A 17,365-nucleotide genomic window follows, 5' to 3' on the forward strand; every position below is an offset into this window, starting at 1 on the left:
CGGAGGTACACCTATGAAGCGTTTGGTTGTTCTCGGCACCGCCGCGGTTCTGCTGCTCGCCGGGTGCGGCGGCGGTGGCCCCCGCTCGTCGGGCGGCGGCGGGCTCACCGGCGGCAAGATCGTGCTGGGCGTGCTCAACGACCAGTCCGGCGTCTACGCGCAGCTGTCGGGCAAGAACTCCGTCGTGGCCGTGCAGATGGCCATCGAGGACTTCAAGGCCAAGTACGGCGACAAGGCGATCACCACGAACATCACCGTGGAGACCGCGGACCACCAGAACAAGCCCGACGTCGCCAACACCCGGGCGAGCGAGATGTACGACCGCCAGGGCGTCGACGCGATCCTCGACGTGCCGACGTCCTCGGCCGCGCTGAAGGTCGCCGACGTCGCCAAGCAGGCCAAGAAGCTGTACTTCAACATCTCCGGCGCCACCACGGACCTGACCGGCAAGTCCTGCAACAAGTACACGTTCCACTACGCCTACGACACGGCGATGCTCGCCAACGGCACCGGCACCGCGGCCACCCAGGCCGGGGCCAAGAACTGGTACATCGTCTACCCCGACTACGCATTCGGCCAGGACATGCAGAAGTCCTTCGCCGCGGCGGTCGGCAAGGGCGGCGGCACGGTGGTGGCCAGCGACCCGACGCCGTTTCCCAACGACAACTTCTCCACGTTCCTGCTCAAGGCGCCGACGCTGAACCCGAAGCCGGACGTGCTGGGCACCATGCAGGCGGGCGCCGACCTGGTGAACCTCGTCAAGCAGTACAACGAGTTCAAGCTCAAGGACAAGGGCATCGGGCTGGCGGTCGGCCTCATGTTCCTGACCGACATCCACTCGCTCACCCCCGACGCGCTGGCCGGCACCACCTTCACCGACGCGTGGTACTGGAACTTCGACGAGCGCAACCGCGCCTGGGCCGACAAGTTCGCCGCGCGCACCGGCGGGCAGCGCCCCACGTTCGCCCACGCGGCCAACTACTCCGCCGCGACGCAGTACCTCGAGGCGGTCCAGGCGGCCGGCACCGACGACGCCGACGCGGTGGTCAAGCAGCTCGAGGGCAAGAAGGTCGACGACTTCTTCCTGCGCGGCGGCGAGTTCCGGGCCGCCGACCACCGGGTGCTGCACGACGCGTACCTGGCGAAGGTCAAGCCGGGCTCCGAGGTCAAGGAGGCGTGGGACTACGAGCGGATCGTCAAGACCATCCCGGCCCAGGAGGCCTTCCGCGCCCCGTCGCCGGACTGCAGGCTCTGATCCGCGATGGGCCTGCTCACCCACACGGTGAACGGTCTGGTCGGGGGCGGCTTCTACGCGCTGCTCGCCCTCGGCCTGGCCGTCATCTTCGGCCTGCTCCGCGTGGTCAACTTCGCGCACGGGGCGTTCTACATGCTCGGCGCGGTCGGGGCCTTCTTCCTGCTGGACTCCCTCGGGCTGTCCTTCTGGGTCGCCCTGGCGGTCGTGCCGGTCGTGCTCGGCCTGCTCGGCGTGGCGCTGGAGCGCACGGTCGTGCGCCGGCTGGCCGCCCTGGACCCGCTCTACAACTTCCTGCTCACGTTCGGCCTGACGCTGATCCTCCAGGACGCGGTGAAGTCGCGCTACGGCACGCAGTCCAAGCCGTACGGGGCGCCGGCCGGGCTCGGCGGGACGGTGGACTTCGGGGTGTTCGACTTCCCGGCGTACCGCGTGTTCGTCCTGGCCGTCGCGGTCGCGCTGTGCGCCGTCGTCTGGTGGGTGCTGGCGCGCACCCGGGTCGGCATGGTCGTGCGGGCCGGGATCGAGCGGCCCGAGCTGACCCGGGCGCTCGGCATCGACGTGGGGCGGTGGATCGCGCCGGTGTTCGGCTTCGGCGTGGCGCTCGCGGCGCTGGCCGGGGTCCTGGCCGCGCCGGTGCGGGCGGTCAACCCGCTCATGGGCGGCGACCTCATCATCGGCGTCTTCGCCGTCGTCGTCATCGGCGGGCTCGGCTCGGTCTTCGGCTCGGTGGCGGCCGGGTTCGCCATCGGCCTGCTGCAGGCCTGGAGCGAGGCGTACGCGCCGCCGCTGCTGGCCCAGACACTCATCTTCCTGGTCATGGCGCTGGTGCTGCTGGTGCGCCCGGCCGGGCTGTTCGGTCGCGAGGAGGGCACGGCATGAGGTGGGCACCGCGTGTGATGCTGGTGACCGCCGGGGCGGCGGTCGCGCTCTGGCTGCCCAACGGGCTCTATCCGGCGGTGGCGGTGGACATGCTCTGCTGGGCGCTGTTCGCCGTCGCGATCGACCTGCTGCTCGGCTACGGCGGGCTGCTGTCCTTCGGCCACGCGGCCTTCTGGGGCACGTCGGCGTACACGGCCGGGCTGATCGCGGCCCGGCTCGGGGCGCCGTTCCCGGTCGCCGTGCTCGGCGGGGCGCTGACGGCGGCCGCGCTGGCGGTGCCGATCGGCTGGCTCGCGGTGCGCCGGACCGGGATCTACTTCGCGATGGTCACCCTCGCGTTCGCCCAGATGATCTACTACGTGGCCAACGCGTGGTCCTCGGTCACCGGCGGCGAGAACGGGCTGCAGAGCGTGCCGCGCGAGCTGTTCGGGCTCGACCTGTCCGACCCGTACTACTTCTACTACGCGGCGCTGCCCATCGTGGCGCTGGGCCTGCTGCTGGCCTGGCGGATCGTGCACTCGCCGTTCGGCCGGGTGCTCGTCGCGGTCCGGGACAACGCGAGCCGGGCGCGGGCGCTGGGGTTCGCGGCCACGCGGTACAAGCTGCTGGCCTTCGTGCTCTCGGCCTTCCTCGCGGGGCTCGGCGGCGGCCTGTTCGCGGTCGCGCACGGCTTCGTCGCCCTCGACGTCCTGCACTGGACGACCTCGGGTCAGGGCGTGGTGCTGGTCGTGCTCGGCGGGATCGGCACGCTGTGGGGCGGCGTGCTCGGCGCCGGCCTCGTCGTGAACCTCACCGACCAGCTCTCCCAGGCCGGCTTCGACCTGGTCGGCCTGGTCACCGGCGGCATCTTCGTGCTGGTGGTGCTGCTGTTCCGGCGGGGGCTGTGGGGCACGATCGCCGGTTTATTCCGCAGGTGGCGCCGGGTGTGACGGGACGCACTATTCAATACGAGACGGTTCCGTATCGCGGCCCGGAGGGCTACGTTGATACGGAACTGTTCCGTATCGTTATCGCGTTCCGACCAGGGGGAGCAACACCGTGAGCGCACCTACCGCAAGCGCGGCGCCGGGCAATGCCGTGGCGCCGGCCAACACCGGGCATCCCCGCCGCTGGGCCATCCTCGGCGTGCTCGTCATCAGCCTGCTCGTGGTCGTCCTGGACAACACCGTCCTCAACGTCGCCATGCGCACCATCGCCGACCCGCAGAAGGGCCTGGGCGCGACCCAGAGCCAGCTCGAGTGGGCGATCAACTCCTACACGCTCGTCTTCGCCGGCCTGCTCTTCACCGCCGGCATCCTGGCCGACCGGCTCGGGCGCCGCATCACGCTGACCGTCGGCCTCGCGCTCTTCGGCATCGCCTCGCTGGTGTCGGCCTACGCCGGCTCGGCCGACCAGCTCATCTGGGCCCGCGCCCTCATGGGCCTCGGCGCCGCGGCGGTCATGCCCTCGACTCTGTCGATCATCGCCAACGTCTTCGACCCGCGCGAGCGCGGCCGCGCCATCGGCGTGTGGGCCGGCGCCGTGGGCCTCGGCGTGGCCATCGGCCCGATCGTCGGCGGCCTGCTGCTCGAGCACTTCTGGTGGGGCTCGGTCTTCCTGATCAACGTCCCGATCGTCATCGTCGGCCTGATCCTGGTCAACGTGCTCATCCCCGAGTCGCGCGACCCGAAGCCGGGCCGCATCGACTTCGTCGGCGTGCTGCTGTCCATCATCGGGCTCACCCTGCTGACGTACGGCGTGATCGAGGGCGGTGACCACGGCTTCGGCAAGATCGAGTCCTGGGGCACCCTGGCCGCGTCGGTGGTCGTCCTCGCCGCGTTCGCCGTCTACGAGCGGCGCATCGAGTTCCCCTCGCTGGACGTGAAGCTGTTCGCCAACCGGGCCTTCAGCACCTCGACCGCGATGATCGGCCTCGTCTTCTTCGCGGCCATGGGCATCATGTTCATCAGCGCCTTCTACCTGCAGCTGGTCCGCGACTACGGCCCGCTCGCCTCCGGCGCCCTGTTCGTGCCCTTCGCGGTGGCCCAGATGATCTTCGCCCCGCGCAGCGCCGCCATGGTCAAGCGCTTCGGCCCCAAGGCCGTCGGCACCACCGGTCTGCTGCTGGTCGCGGCCGGCCTGTCCGCGTGGATGTTCATCCAGGCCGACACGCCGATCTGGATCGTGGGCGCGCTGTTCTTCCTGATGGGCGTCGGCATGGCCAACGTGATGCCGCCCGCGACGGAGGCGATCATGTCCGCGCTTCCCCGTGAGAAGGCCGGCGTCGGATCGGCCGTCAGCAACACCATCCGTCAGGTCGGCGGCGCCCTCGGCGTGGCCGCGCTCGGCGCCGTCATCTCCTCGATCTACCGCAGCCACATGGAGTCGGCCACCGGCAACCTGCCGGCCGCGGCGCGCGACGCCGCCAACGAGTCGATCTCGGGTGCGTACGGGGTCGCCGAGCACGCGGGTGCCGCGGCGCCGGCGCTGATCCAGCACGCCAACGACGCCTTCATCACCTCCATGCACTACGCGGCCATCGGCTCGGCGGTCTTCGCGCTGCTCGGCGCGGTCGTCGCCCTGATCGGCCTGCCCGGCAAGCGCCCGGCCGACGCTCCCGCGCCCACCAACGCCGAGGGTCTGGCGGAGGAACAGGGCGTGGAGCTGGTGGGCGTAGGCGACTGACGGATCGGGAGGAAACCGGTGAGTAGCTTCGGTGTGAAAACTCGGTAACAATGGAAACCATGACGCTCAGCGTGGACGCGGTGCCTGACCAGGACCGGAAGGGTCCCGGTCGGCCCCGCAGCGCCCGGGTCGACGAGGCGATCGTCGAGGCGGTGTTCGAGCTGCTCAGCTCCGGCCAGAGCGCGGACGCCATCTCGATCGAGGCGGTCGCCGCGAAGGCCGGCGTTGGCAAGGCGACGATCTACCGCCGCTGGCCCAACAAGGAGGCGCTGCTGATCGACGCCGTCCTGGCGATGAAGGGCCCGATGCCCGAGCTCAAGGGCGAGTCGGTCCGGGGCGACCTGATCACGCTGATCACGGCGATGCGCAACAAGCGCATGGCGCAGTACGGCAAGGTCACGGCGTGTCTCATGCCGGAGCTGTTCAAGAGCTCCGAGATGTCCCGGGTCTACCAGGGCGTCGTGGAGCCCCGCCGCGAGCTGATGCGCGGGGTGCTGCGCCGGGGCATCGCCTCGGGGGAGCTGCGCGCGGACCTGGACGTGGAGCTGGCGCTGCTCGTCCTGTCCGGCCCGACGCTGGCCCAGAACATGCTGCGCTGGAACCCGAACGTGCCGGACGAGGGCTTCGCCGAGAACTTGGTGGACTTCGTCCTGCGCGGTGCCCACGCCTGACGCGTCACCCGTTTCGACATCGGCCCGGTCGTGCCCCTCCTGGCGCGGCCGGGCCGATCGGCGTATCGGGGGGACGGGATTGCAGGGGGACTAGGTCGTCTGGAGGCGGTGCAGACGCAGCGCCAGCTGGACCTCCAGGGCCCGCTCCGGCTTCTGCCAGTCGGGGCCGAGCAGCTGGGCGATCCGCTCCAGGCGCTGGGTCACCGTGTTCACGTGGACGTGCAGCAGCTCGGCGGCCCGGGCCAGGCTGCCGCCCACGCCGAAGTACGCCTCCAGCGTCTTCACCAGCGCCGTCCCGCGCCGCACGTCGTAGTCGACCACCGGCCCGATCGTCGCGGCCAGGAACGACTGCACGTCGCGGTCGCGCCCGTCCGGGGCCGAGCCCAGCAGCAGCCCGACGAAGCCGAGCTCCGCGGTGCTCGCGCCGGTGCCGGTGCGCCCCAGGGCGGTCAGCGCCGTCACGCACCGGTCGGCGTCGCGGTACGCCGCGGAGATCGCCTCCGGGCGCACGGCCGGGCCGCCGGCGCCCGCCGTGATCGGGCGGCCCAGCAGCTTGCCCAGGTCGCGGGCGACCGCCCGGGCCGCGTCGCCCGGTGCGTCGCCGGGCAGCAGGAGCACCACGTGGCCGTCGCGGGCCGCGGCGAGGCCGGAGCGGCTGTGGGCATACGTCTGCGCCCACGACACCGCCCGCTGGCGGATCGAGCCGCCGGCGAGCGCGTCGGCGCCGATGGCCACCACGACGTTCGGGGCGTCCAGGTCCACCCCGAGGCGCTTGGCCCGCGTCCGCAGCGCGTCGGCGTCGCGCACGGGGCGGGTGATGACGTCGTCCAGCAGCTCGCCGCGCACGCGGCCCTCGGCCTCGGCGACGGTACGCCGGAACAGCTGCAGCAGCGCGGTCACCACCGCGGCCCGCTCGAGGATGCGCTGGTCGGCGTCGACCAGTGGGCTGTCCGGGCGCATGACCAGGGCGCCGAGGTTCTCCGCGCCGGCCACGACCGCGGCCACCCACAGCTCGCCGCGGCGCACGCTGCGCCCCTCGGTGCGCGACGCCGCCAGGGCCTCGGCGATCGCGCTCGGCTCGGGCCGCTCCAGCTCGCCGACCAGCGCCACGGTCCGGCCCTCGGCGTCCAGCACGAGCAGCGAGCCACCCAGCACCTCGACCACCACCGCGGCCACGTCCTCGACCCCGGCCCCGCGCAGCACCAGGGCGGTCATGCGGTCGTGGGCCGCCGCCGCGCGCTCGACGGAGTCGCTGTGCGCGCGGATGACCCCGTTGGCGGTGGAGAGCTCGGCGAGGGCCTCCTGGGTCTCGCCCAGCAGGCGGGCGGTGTCGATCGCGACGGCGGCGTTGGCCGCGAGCGAGACGAGCAGTGACACCTCCTCGCGCGCGAACGGGCGGGCGGAGCGGTTCGCGGCGTACAGCACGCCGATGATCCGCGCCCCGAGCCGCAGCGGCACGCCCAGGATCGCGATCAGGCCCTCCTCGCCCACGCCGGTGTCGATGTCGCCGGTGTGGCGGAAGCGCGCGTCGCGCGGGTAGTCGGCGGTGACGTACGGGCTGCCCGTCTGCGCCACCAGCCCGCCGAGCCCGGCCCCCATCGGCAGCCGCAGCGCCTGGAAATGGGCCGAGATCGAGCCGTCGGTGACGCGCATGTAGGTGTCGCCGCGGGCCTCGTCGTTGAGCGTCATGTACGCCACGTCGGCCCCGAGCAGCGTGCGTGCCCGGTGCACGATGGCGGCGAGCACGGCGTCGACGTCGCGCAGCCCGGCGAGGTCGCTGGCGGTGTCGAAGAGCCCCGACAGCTCCTCCTCGCGGCGCCGGCGGCGCTCGATCAGGGCCCGCACCCGCAGGGCCACGACCTTGCCCTGCTCCAGCTCGGCGATGCGCTCCGGGGGCAGTCCGGCCCCCCGGGCGGCGACCAGCGGGCCCTCGAACTCGACGGCCGCCGCCTCACGGGCCAGTAGCTCGAGGTACTCCAGCATCGTCACGTGCCTAGTGTGCGGTCCAGCCGCCGTCGATCGACAGCGAAGTGCCCGTGATGAACCCGGCGACGTCCGTGCAGAGGTACGCGACCAGCTCCGCCACCTCCGCGGGCTCGATGAGCCGCTTGATGGCCGCGCTCGTGAGCATGATCTTCTCGACGACCTCGGACTCGGGGATGCCGTGCGTGCGGGCCTGGTCGGCGATCTGCCCCTCGACGAGCGGGGTGCGCACGTAGGCGGGGTTGATGCAGTTCGAGGTCACCCCGTGCGGGGCACCCTCGAGCGCGACGGTCTTCGACAGGCCCTCGAGGGCGTGCTTCGCGGTGACGTACGCGGCCTTGAACGGCGACGCGCGCAGCCCGTGCACGGAGGAGATGTTGACGATCCGCCCCCAGTTCCCGGCGTACATGTGCGGCAGCACGCCGCGCACCAGGCGGAAGGGTGCGGTCACCATGACCGCCTGGATGTAGGCGAAGCGGTCCGGCGGGAACTCCTCGAGCGCGGCCACGTGCTGCAGGCCGGCGTTGTTGACCAGGACGTCCACGTCCGGGCAGTCGCGCAGGACGGCGTCCAGGCCGGCCGGGTCGGACAGGTCGGCCACCACCGGTACCACACCGTCGAGGGTCTTGAGGTGGTCCTCGTCGCGGTCGACGGCCACGACCCGGGCCCCGGCGGCCGCCAGCCGCTCGGCGACGCTGCGGCCGATGCCGCTGCCGGCCCCCGTGACCATCGCGGTGCGGCCCCGCAGGTCCAGCGCGACCACATGCTCCGTCGTCATGGCCGGAAACGTACGAGGCTTCGCTCCGCCGTCCCATGGGGGAGGCCCACATACCTTTACCGCACTCGGTGTGTGTGTCGCGCGATCGGCGCGCGGCGATCGTCCGATAGGGTGTCGAACACACGTTTGAGGGGAGCGGCGGTGCGCGTGCTGGGGGTCGACCCGGGCCTGACCCGATGCGGCGTCGGGGTGGTCGAGGGCCGCCCGGGCAGCCCGTGCCGGTTGGTGCACTACGAGGTCGTCCGCAGCGACGCCGACCTGGACCTGTCCCTGCGCCTGCTCAACCTCGACCGGCGCCTCACGGAGCTCCTCGCCGAGCACAAGCCCGAGAGCGTCGCCGTGGAGCGGGTGTTCGCCCAGCACAACGTGCGCACGGTCATGGGCACCGCCCAGGCCGGCGCGGTGGCCATCCTCGCCGCGGCCCGCGCCGGGCTGCCCGTGCAGATGTACACCCCGAGCGAGGTCAAGGCCGCCGTGAGCGGTAACGGGCAGGCCGACAAGGCCCAGGTGACCGCGATGGTGACCCGGTTGCTGCGGCTCGAGGTCGCGCCTCGCCCGGCCGACGCCGCCGACGCCTTAGCCTTGGCCATCTGTCATGTGTGGCGGGGCGGTGCGCGGGAGCGCATCAGCGCGGCGGTGAGGAGGACGCGATGATCGCGAGCGTGCGCGGCAAGGTGGCGGCGGTGTCGCCCGACGGCGCGGTGATCGAGGTCGGCGGGGTCGGGCTGGCGGTCCAGTGCTCCCCGCACACCCTCGCCGAGCTGCGGGTCGGCCAGGAGGCCCGGCTGGCCACCTCGCTCGTGGTGCGCGAGGACTCGCTGACCCTCTACGGCTTCGCCGACGACGAGGCCAAGCAGCTGTTCGAGCTGCTGCAGACCGCGACCGGGGTCGGGCCGCGGCTGGCCCAGGCGGTGCTGGCCGTGCACACCCCGGAGGTCGTGCGCCGCGCGATCTCGGCCTCCGACACCTCGACCCTCACCCAGGTGCCGGGCATCGGCAAGAAGGGGGCCGAGCGGCTGGTGCTGGAGCTGCGGGACAAGATCGGCGCGCTGCCGGGCGCCGGGGCGGCCCTGGTCGCCGGCGGCGCGGTGTGGCCCGAGCAGGTCCGTCAGGCCCTCGTCGGGCTCGGCTGGAACGAGAAGCAGGCCGACCAGGCGGTGGCGGCGGTCGCCGAGCAGCTCGACGGGCAGACCGTCCCGCCGGTGCCGGTGCTGCTCAAGCAGGCGATCCGGATGCTGGGCACGATCCGATGACGGATCCGCTGGTCAGTGCGTTCGCCTCCGACGAGGACCTCGCGGCCGACCAGAGCGTGCGGCCCAAGCGGCTCGCGGAGCTGATCGGCCAGCACCGGGTCCGCGAGCAGCTCGAACTGCTGCTGCAGAGCGCCCTGCGCCGCGGCAGCCCGCCCGACCACATCCTGCTCTCCGGCCCGCCCGGGCTCGGCAAGACGACGATGGCCATGATCGTCGCCGCCGAGCTGGGGGCCGGGCTGCGCATGACCAGCGGCCCGGCCATCGAGCGGGCCGGCGACCTCGCCGCCGTGCTGACCAGCCTCACCCGGGGTGACGTGCTGTTCATCGACGAGATCCACCGCATCGCGCGGCCGGCGGAGGAGCTGCTCTACAGCGCGATGGAGGACTTCCGCGTCGACGTCGTGGTCGGCAAGGGCCCGGGCGCGACCGCCATCCCGCTCGACGTGGAGCCGTTCACGCTGGTCGGCGCCACGACCCGCAGCGGACTGCTCACCGGCCCGATGCGGGACCGCTTCGGCTTCGTCGGCCAGCTGGACTTCTACGACCCGGAGGAGCTCGAGCGGATCATCTCGCGCTCGGCCCGCATCCTCGACGTGCCGATCACCGAGGACGGGGCGGTCGAGATCGGGCGGCGCTCCCGTGGCACGCCCCGCATCGCCAACCGTCTCCTGCGGCGGGTCCGCGACTATGCCGAGGTGCGGGCGGACGGGGTCGTGGACATCGCCGCGGCCCGGGCGGCGCTGCGGGTGTACGACGTCGACGAGCTGGGCCTGGACCGGCTCGACCGGTCGGTGCTGCTGGCCCTGCTGCGCCACGGCGGCGGGCCGGTGGGGCTGTCCACCCTCGCGGTGGCCGTCGGTGAGCAGCCGGACACGGTGGAGGAGGTGTGCGAGCCGTTCCTGCTGCGCTCGGGGCTCATGGCGCGCACGCCCCGTGGTCGGATCGCGACGGCGAGCGCCTGGCAGCATCTTGGCATCCCAGGGCCCGCTGGTACCGTCGAGGGCGGAAAATCCGCGGGCGGCTTGTCCCAAACGCCCGGTCTATTCGATTTGTGATCGGACCGTGACGGACGCCGGTCATCGTGGTTTCCGACACACCGACTAGACTCGCCGCGATCCGCTGCGCGGACATCAGACACCTTAATCGGGAAGGCCATAATCGTGTATAACGCCGCGGAGTCCTCGGGCGGCAGCTCGGCGCTCCCGCTTCTTGTCGTCGTCGCCTTCGCCGCCTTCGTGTACTTCCTCATGATCCGCCCGCAGCAGAAGCGCCGCCGCGAGGTCGAGAGCATGCAGTCCACGATGGGTATCGGCGACGAGGTGGTGACGGTCGGAGGCCTCTACGGCATCGTCACCGAGGTCGACGCCGACACCGTCATGCTCGAGATCGCTCCGGGTGTCTCCGCCAAGTACGCCCGGGCCGCGATCGGCAAGGTGAACCGGAAGGCGGCGACGGAGGAAGAGCCCCCCGCCGACGAGGAGTCCGCGCCTCCGGCGGACACCGACTGAAAGCCCCGCTCGCTGCCCGCTATGTGAAACATTCACGCCGCGCGACCTCCGCCGGCGTCGTGTAGGGAGACCCGACAGCCGTGGCACAACCTCAGGCACCGATGCGCCCGAGCCGCCAGCTCGCCGTGCTTGCCGCCATCTTCATCATCCTCGCCGCCATCGTATGGTTCGGCGGCAAGGGTGGCTGGCGCGACCGGCTCGAGCCCAAGCTCGGCCTTGATCTGATCGGCGGGACCACGGTCACGCTGCAGGCCCAGAACCTGGAGGGCAACAAGCCGCCCACCCAGGATCAGATGGAGACCGCCCGCCGCATCATCGACCAGCGGGTCAACGGCCTGGGTGTCGCCGAGGCCGAGGTCGTCGTCGAGGGCAGCAACAACATCGTCGTCTCCCTGCCGGGCAAGAGCGACGACCGGCTCAAGCAGATCGGCCAGACCGCCGAGCTGCGCTTCCGCATGGTGACCGGGCAGACCGGCGACACGGGCGCGACCGACCCGTCGGCGTCGGCCTCGGCGCCGGCCTCCCCGAGCGCGTCGGCCCCCGCCTCGGCCCCGGCGTCGGCCCCCGCCTCGGCGACCGGGCAGCCGTCCGCCACGCCGACGGCCACGAGCGCCGCGCCGACCGCGGACCCGTCGGGCTCCGCGGCCGCCGGTGCGGGCGCGTCGGCCTCGGCGCCGGAGTCCCTCGCGCCGGACGTCGCCACGCAGCGCGCCGCGGTGCAGAAGAAGCTGGGCGCGAGCGTCTGGGCCGCCGCCATGGCCGAGCAGGCCCCGGTCGACTTCACCCAGGACGCCGCCAAGGCCGAGACCTACAAGGGCTTCAAGGACCTGACGCCGGCCGAGGTCGCGGTGCTGCCGGCGTCGATGCAGTACAACATCCCCTACATCACCTGCGACAAGCTCAACCACCGGCCGGTCGGCTCGATCAGCAAGGCCGACGAGCCCGCGGTCGCGTGCGGGCCGGGCGTGAAGTACCAGCTCGACGCCGCGAAGGTGCTCGGCACCGACGTGTCGAGCGCGACCTCGGGCATCAACTCGCAGAACGGCAAGTGGACGGTCAACCTGTCCTTCCACAGCGACGGGCAGAACCGCTGGACCGACCTGACCCGCGTGGCCTACAACAACGGCCAGGACAGCAAGCAGGTCGCCGTGGTGCTCGACAACGAGGTCGTGTCGGCCCCGACGATCCAGAACGTCATCCCGGGTGACGCCGAGATCAGCGGCACCTTCACGAAGACCGAGGCCCAGCTGCTGGCCAGCCAGCTGCAGTACGGCGCCCTGCCCCTGTCGTTCACCTCGCAGGACGCGCAGAGCATCTCCGCCACGCTGGGCAGCTCGCACCTGGAGGCCGGCCTGCTCGCCGCCGGCATCGGTCTGCTGCTGGTCGTGCTCTACTCGTTCTTCTACTACCGGCTCCTCGGCGGCGTCATCATGCTGAGCCTGGTGCTCTCCGGCGTGCTGGTCTTCATGTCGCTGATCATCCTGGGCCGCTGGATCGGCTTCACGCTGAGCCTCGCCGGCTTCGCCGGATTCATCGTCTCGCTCGGTGTGGCGGCGGACTCCTTCGTCATCTACTTCGAGCGGCTCAAGGACGAGATCCGCGACGGGAGGAGCCCGCGCAGCGCCGTGCCGCGCGCCTGGGTGCGGGCCCGCCGCACGATCATCTCGGCCAACACGATCACGCTGCTGGCCGCAGCGATCCTGTACTTCGTCTCGATCGGCTCGGTGAAGGGCTTCGCCTTCGCCCTGGGCGTGGCGACGATCCTCGACCTCGTGGTCGTGTTCCTCTTCCGTCACCCGATCATGACGCTCTTCGCCCGCAGCAAGGCGTTCTTGTCGCCGCGGGTCAGCGGTCTCGGCCGCGTGCTCGAACAGCGATCCACCACCGACGCGGCGCCCACCACCCGTCGTAACCGCCCGAAGGAGGCCTGACGATGAGCGCCAGTGGCATCGCAGCCCGGCTCTACCGCGGTGAGGCCGGCGTCGACATCGTCGGCCGCCGCAAGGTGTGGTTCACCGTCGCCGCCGTCGCGATCATCATCGCGATCGCGAGCATGCTCATCCGCGGCTTCACCCTCGGCATCGAGTTCGAGGGCGGCAACCAGTACAACGTGCCGGTCAAGGTGGGCACGCTGGAGCAGGTCGAGAAGGCGTTCGGCGACGCCGGGGTCGAGGTCAAGACCGGCCAGACCGTCGGCGACAGCCAGTACATCATCAAGACCGAGCTGATCAACGACGCCCAGCGCCAGACCGAGATCAAGGACTCGGTCGCGAAGACCTTCGGGATCGACGCGACCCAGATCTCCGACAGCGCGGTGAGCACCTCGTGGGGCGGCCAGGTCACCAACAAGGCCGCGCTGAGCCTCGCGATCTTCCTCGCCGCGGTGCTGGTCTACCTCGTCGCGCGCTTCGAGTGGCGGATGGCCGTCGCCGCGATCGCCTCGCTGCTGCTGGACCTGATCCTCACCGGCGGCGTGTACTCGCTCGTCGGCTTCGAGGTCACCCCGTCCACGGTCATCGGCTTCCTGACGATCCTCGGTTTCGCGCTCTACGACGTCGTCGTGGTGTTCGACAAGGTGCAGGAGAACACCCGCGGCATCACGGGCTCGAGCACGTCGACCTACTCCGAGGCGGCCAACCTCGCGGTCAACCAGACCCTGATGCGCTCCATCAACACCGGTCTGGTGGCGCTGCTGCCGGTCGGCGGCCTGCTCTTCATCGGCGCCGGCCTGCTGGGCGCCGGCACGCTGAAGGACCTCGGTCTCGTGCTGTTCATCGGTATGGGCGTCGCGGTGTACTCGTCGATCTTCTTCGCCACCCCGGTGCTGGCCGAGCTCAAGAGCCGCGAGCCGCGCCTGCAGCAGCACGCCAACCGGGTCAAGGCCAAGCGCACCGCGCAGGCCAAGGAGGCGGCGACCCGCGCGGCCGGCCCGGCCCGCGACAGCGACGGGGTGCCGATCGGCGGCCCGGCGAAGGCGGTCGAGCGCTCCGAGCTGGCCGGCGCGGCCCCCCGTCCGGGGGCTCGCCCGGCGGCGCGGCCCGGCCAGGGCAAGCGCCCGCGCGCCGGCGGCCGTCCCGCCGGGGGCGGCGGGCGGCGGTAGCCGGTCAACTGCGAAAATCAACGGGCGCCGCGGTCCTCGCGGCGCCCGTTGACGTTTTCTGGGTGAGGAGCTCCGTGGACATCGCCGAGCTGGTCGCGAGCAAGGTCCTCGACGTGCCGGACTTCCCGAAGCCGGGGATCGTGTTCAAGGACCTCATGCCGCTGTTCGCCGACGGCCGGGCGTTCGCGGCCTCCGTCGACGCGATCATCGCCGAGCACGGCGAGGAGAGCTTCGACGTCGTGGCCGGCATCGAGGCGCGCGGGTTCGTCATCGCCGCCGCGATCGCCTACGCGACGGGCAAGGGTGTCGTACCCGTCCGCAAGGCCGGCAAGCTGCCCCGCGCCACCGTCTCGGAGACCTACGCGCTGGAGTACGGCGAGGCGGCCCTGGAGGTGCACGCCGACGCGTTCATCGCGGGGGAGCGGGTGCTCGTCGTCGACGACGTGCTCGCCACCGGCGGCACCGCCGCGGCGACCCTCGGGCTGGTCGAGCGCGCCGGCGGGACGGTGAGCGGCTTCAGCGTCCTGCTGGAGCTGTCGTTCCTGGAGGGGCGGCAGAGACTCGCGCCACGTCCGGTTCATGCCCTGTTGACCGTCTGAGGGCCGCTCACGGGGGCTTGCACCCCGTTTTCCCGGCCCTTCCGCTGACGGGAAATGTCGGCCCGGACGGGTAAGCTTGCGGTTCGGAACGTTGTCGGCGATGAGGAGCGGCCGGTGACCGGCGACATCGCACCCCCCATTGAGGGTACGGTCGACCACGTGCAGGATGAACCGCAGGACGTCCGCGAATCGACCCAGCCGGAGACGGCGGAGGCCGGCGGCGTGGTGCTGCAGTTCCCGACCCCGCCCGGCACGCCCCAGCGCCGCGCGTCCGACCAGCAGCCCCCGCGCCGCACGCCCGAGGAGATCCTCAACGAGGACACCGAGGACCTGACCGACGCCGCCAGCGGGGTCACAGGCGCCATGGCCGGCCTCGTCGGGGCCGCGCCCACCGGCCGCCGCGTGCGGGCCCGCCTGGCCCGTTTCAACGCGCCCTGGCAGAGCCCCTCCGTCAGCGAGGTGCTGGAGCCGCTCATCGCCCAGCACAAGGCCAGCCACCCGAAGGCCGACGTGCGGCTGCTCCAGCGCGCCTACGACATGGCGGAGCACTTCCACAAGGGGCAATACCGCAAGTCCGGCGACCCCTACATCACGCACCCGCTCGCGGTCGCCACCATCCTCGCCGACCTGGGCATGGACACCACCACGCTGGTGGCCGCCCTGCTGCACGACACGATCGAGGACACCGAATACACGATCGAGCGCATGCAGGTCGACTTCGGCGGCGAGGTCACGCTGCTCGTCGACGGCGTGACGAAGCTCGACAAGGTGAAGCTCGGCGACGCGGCCAAGGCCGAGACCATCCGCAAGATGGTCGTCGCGATGGCCAAGGACCCGCGGGTGCTGGTGATCAAGCTCGCCGACCGGCTGCACAACATGCGCACCCTGACCTTCCTGCCGCGGCCCAAGCAGGAGCAGAAGGCCAAGGAGACGCTGGAGATCCTGGCCCCGCTCGCGCACCGGCTGGGGATGAACACGATCAAGTGGGAGCTGGAGGACCTGGCGTTCCGCACGCTGTTCCCCAAGCGCTTCGACGAGATCAGCCGGCTCATCGCCGAGCACACCCCGCAGCGCGACTCGCTGCTGCGCACCGTGACCCAGAAGGTCGCCAACGATCTCAAGGCCGCCAAGATCAAGTCGGAGACGACCGGGCGGCCGAAGCACCTGTACTCCGTCTACCAGAAGATGATCGTCCGCGGCCGCGACTTCGGCGACATCTACGACCTGGTCGGCGTGCGCATCCTGGTCGACACCGTGCGCGACTGCTACGCGGCCCTCGGCGTGATCCACGCGAACTGGCAGCCCGTCCCGGGCCGGTTCAAGGACTACATCGCCATGCCGAAGTTCAACATGTACCAGTCGCTGCACACGACGGTCATCGGACCCACCGGCAAGCCCGTCGAGCTGCAGATCCGCACCTACGCGATGCACCGCACGGCCGAATACGGCATCGCCGCGCACTGGCGCTACAAGGAGACCAAGAACGCCACGATCGCCGGGCCGCCCGCGCACATCGACGAGATGACCTGGCTGCGGCAGCTGCTGGACTGGCAGCGCGAGGCGAGCGACCCCAGCGAGTTCCTCGACGCGCTCCGGTTCGACCTGTCGAGCCAGGAGGTCTACGTCTTCACGCCGAAGGGCGACGTGATCGCGCTGCCCACCGGCTCGACGCCCGTCGACTTCGCCTACGCGGTGCACACCGAGGTCGGCCACAAGTGCATCGGCGCCCGCGTCAACGGCAAGCTCGTGCCGCTGGAGAGCACGCTGTCCAACGGCGACGTCATCGAGATCTTCACCTCGAAGTCCGAGACCGCCGGCCCGACCCAGGACTGGCTCGGCTTCGTCAAGAGCCCGCGGGCCCGGACCAAGATCCGGCAGTACTTCAACAAGGAGCGCCGCGAGGAGGCGATCGAGGCCGGCAAGGAGGCGATCGTCAAGGCCATGCGCAAGCAGGGCCTGCCGCTGCAGCGCCTGCTCACGTCCGAGTCGCTGATGACGATCGCCCGGGAGCTGCACCTCTCCGACGTGGCCGCCCTCTACGCCGCCGTCGGCGACGGGCAGGCCTCGGCCCAGTCGATCGTGCAGCGCCTCGTGCAGGGCTACGGCGGCGAGGAGGGCGCGGTCGAGGACATCGCCGAGACCGCCATCCCGACCCGCCCGGCCCGCGCCCGCACCGCCGCCTCCGACCCCGGCGTCGAGGTCCTCGGCGTCGACGACGTGTGGATCAAGCTGGCCCGCTGCTGCACCCCGGTGCCGGGCGACGCCGTCTTCGGCTTCGTCACCCGCTCCGGCGGCGTCTCCGTCCACCGCGACGACTGCGCGAACGCGGCGGACCTCAAGGAGCAGCCGGAACGGGTCCTGGAGGTCAGCTGGAAGCCCACGAGCGCCTCGACGTTCCTGGTGGCCATCCAGGTGGAGGCGCTCGACCGGCACAAGCTCCTGGCCGACGTGACCCGGGTCCTGTCCGACGAGAAGGTCAACATCCTCTCGGCCACGGTCACGACCACGCGGGACCGGGTGGCCATCAGCCGGTTCAGCTTCGAGATGGCCGACCCCAAGCACCTCAACCACCTGCTGGCGGCCGTCCGGCGCATCGACGGGGTCTACGACGCCTACCGCGTCACGTCCGGCGCCTGACACACGGCAGAGCTGCCTGACGCACGGCAGAGCTGCCT

The 17,365-nt window shown here is 71.5% G+C and carries 15 protein-coding genes; 13 read left to right on the forward strand and 2 right to left on the reverse strand.

Annotation, left to right across the window (positions count from 1 at the left end):
• Positions 1-13: 13 nt before the first annotated feature.
• The 5 genes from AC6JBM_RS54880 to AC6JBM_RS54900 all read left to right on the forward strand — a co-directional run bounded on the left by AC6JBM_RS54880 (position 14) and on the right by AC6JBM_RS54900 (position 5,469).
• The gene (locus AC6JBM_RS54880) at positions 14-1,255 is read left to right on the forward strand and encodes an ABC transporter substrate-binding protein (protein ID WP_497981370.1); all 1,242 of its coding nucleotides are present in this window, start codon (positions 14-16) and stop codon (positions 1,253-1,255) included.
• A 6-nt stretch (positions 1,256-1,261) separates the two neighbouring features.
• Positions 1,262-2,134: a branched-chain amino acid ABC transporter permease gene (locus tag AC6JBM_RS54885; protein ID WP_350612636.1), complete on the forward strand. Its 873-nt coding sequence runs from the start codon at positions 1,262-1,264 to the stop codon at positions 2,132-2,134.
• On the forward strand, positions 2,131-3,063 hold the full coding sequence (locus AC6JBM_RS54890; RefSeq protein WP_497981371.1) for a branched-chain amino acid ABC transporter permease: 933 nt from the start codon (positions 2,131-2,133) through the stop codon (positions 3,061-3,063). Before AC6JBM_RS54885 ends, AC6JBM_RS54890 begins: the two co-directional genes overlap by 4 nt.
• Before the next feature lie 109 nt (positions 3,064-3,172).
• Complete coding sequence (locus AC6JBM_RS54895) at positions 3,173-4,798, forward strand: MFS transporter (RefSeq protein WP_497981372.1); 1,626 nt, start codon at positions 3,173-3,175, stop codon at positions 4,796-4,798.
• Positions 4,799-4,857: 59 nt separating this feature from the next.
• Positions 4,858-5,469 carry a TetR/AcrR family transcriptional regulator gene (locus AC6JBM_RS54900; RefSeq protein ID WP_497981373.1) on the forward strand — a complete coding sequence of 204 codons (612 nt, stop codon included), beginning with the start codon at positions 4,858-4,860 and terminating at the stop codon, positions 5,467-5,469.
• A gap of 90 nt (positions 5,470-5,559) precedes the next feature.
• On the opposite strand, the gene AC6JBM_RS54905 is transcribed toward AC6JBM_RS54900, so the two are convergent.
• Both AC6JBM_RS54905 and AC6JBM_RS54910 read right to left on the reverse strand, forming a co-directional pair.
• Positions 5,560-7,452 carry a helix-turn-helix domain-containing protein gene (locus tag AC6JBM_RS54905; protein ID WP_497986744.1) on the reverse strand — a complete coding sequence of 631 codons (1,893 nt, stop codon included), beginning with the start codon at positions 7,450-7,452 and terminating at the stop codon, positions 5,560-5,562.
• A 10-nt stretch (positions 7,453-7,462) separates the two neighbouring features.
• Entirely contained in the window at positions 7,463-8,230 is a 768-nt protein-coding gene (locus AC6JBM_RS54910) for a 3-hydroxybutyrate dehydrogenase (RefSeq protein WP_497981374.1), read from the reverse strand.
• Between the two features lie 141 nt (positions 8,231-8,371).
• Between AC6JBM_RS54910 and ruvC the strand changes: the two genes are divergently transcribed.
• The 8 genes from ruvC to AC6JBM_RS54950 all read left to right on the forward strand — a co-directional run bounded on the left by ruvC (position 8,372) and on the right by AC6JBM_RS54950 (position 17,327).
• A complete protein-coding gene (gene ruvC, locus AC6JBM_RS54915; RefSeq protein ID WP_350612631.1) occupies positions 8,372-8,884 on the forward strand; it encodes a crossover junction endodeoxyribonuclease RuvC in 513 nt (170 codons plus the stop codon).
• Positions 8,881-9,483, forward strand: coding sequence for a Holliday junction branch migration protein RuvA (gene ruvA / locus AC6JBM_RS54920; RefSeq protein WP_497981375.1), 603 nt, complete (start codon positions 8,881-8,883; stop codon positions 9,481-9,483). Before ruvC ends, ruvA begins: the two co-directional genes overlap by 4 nt.
• Complete coding sequence (gene ruvB / locus AC6JBM_RS54925) at positions 9,480-10,538, forward strand: Holliday junction branch migration DNA helicase RuvB (protein ID WP_497981376.1); 1,059 nt, start codon at positions 9,480-9,482, stop codon at positions 10,536-10,538. Before ruvA ends, ruvB begins: the two co-directional genes overlap by 4 nt.
• Before the next feature lie 105 nt (positions 10,539-10,643).
• The gene (yajC, locus tag AC6JBM_RS54930; protein ID WP_350612627.1) at positions 10,644-10,991 is read left to right on the forward strand and encodes a preprotein translocase subunit YajC; all 348 of its coding nucleotides are present in this window, start codon (positions 10,644-10,646) and stop codon (positions 10,989-10,991) included.
• An 80-nt stretch (positions 10,992-11,071) separates the two neighbouring features.
• Positions 11,072-12,922: a protein translocase subunit SecD gene (gene secD, locus AC6JBM_RS54935; protein WP_497981377.1), complete on the forward strand. Its 1,851-nt coding sequence runs from the start codon at positions 11,072-11,074 to the stop codon at positions 12,920-12,922.
• Between the two features lie 2 nt (positions 12,923-12,924).
• Positions 12,925-14,091 (forward strand): protein translocase subunit SecF, encoded by a 1,167-nt coding sequence (gene secF / locus AC6JBM_RS54940; RefSeq protein WP_497981378.1) that lies wholly within the window; start codon positions 12,925-12,927, stop codon positions 14,089-14,091.
• Positions 14,092-14,153: 62 nt separating this feature from the next.
• Entirely contained in the window at positions 14,154-14,690 is a 537-nt protein-coding gene (locus AC6JBM_RS54945) for an adenine phosphoribosyltransferase (protein WP_497981379.1), read from the forward strand.
• A gap of 54 nt (positions 14,691-14,744) precedes the next feature.
• Positions 14,745-17,327: a RelA/SpoT family protein gene (locus AC6JBM_RS54950; protein ID WP_497981380.1), complete on the forward strand. Its 2,583-nt coding sequence runs from the start codon at positions 14,745-14,747 to the stop codon at positions 17,325-17,327.
• Positions 17,328-17,365 lie beyond the last annotated feature (38 nt).

It is taken from the genome of Dactylosporangium thailandense, assembly GCF_059739745.1.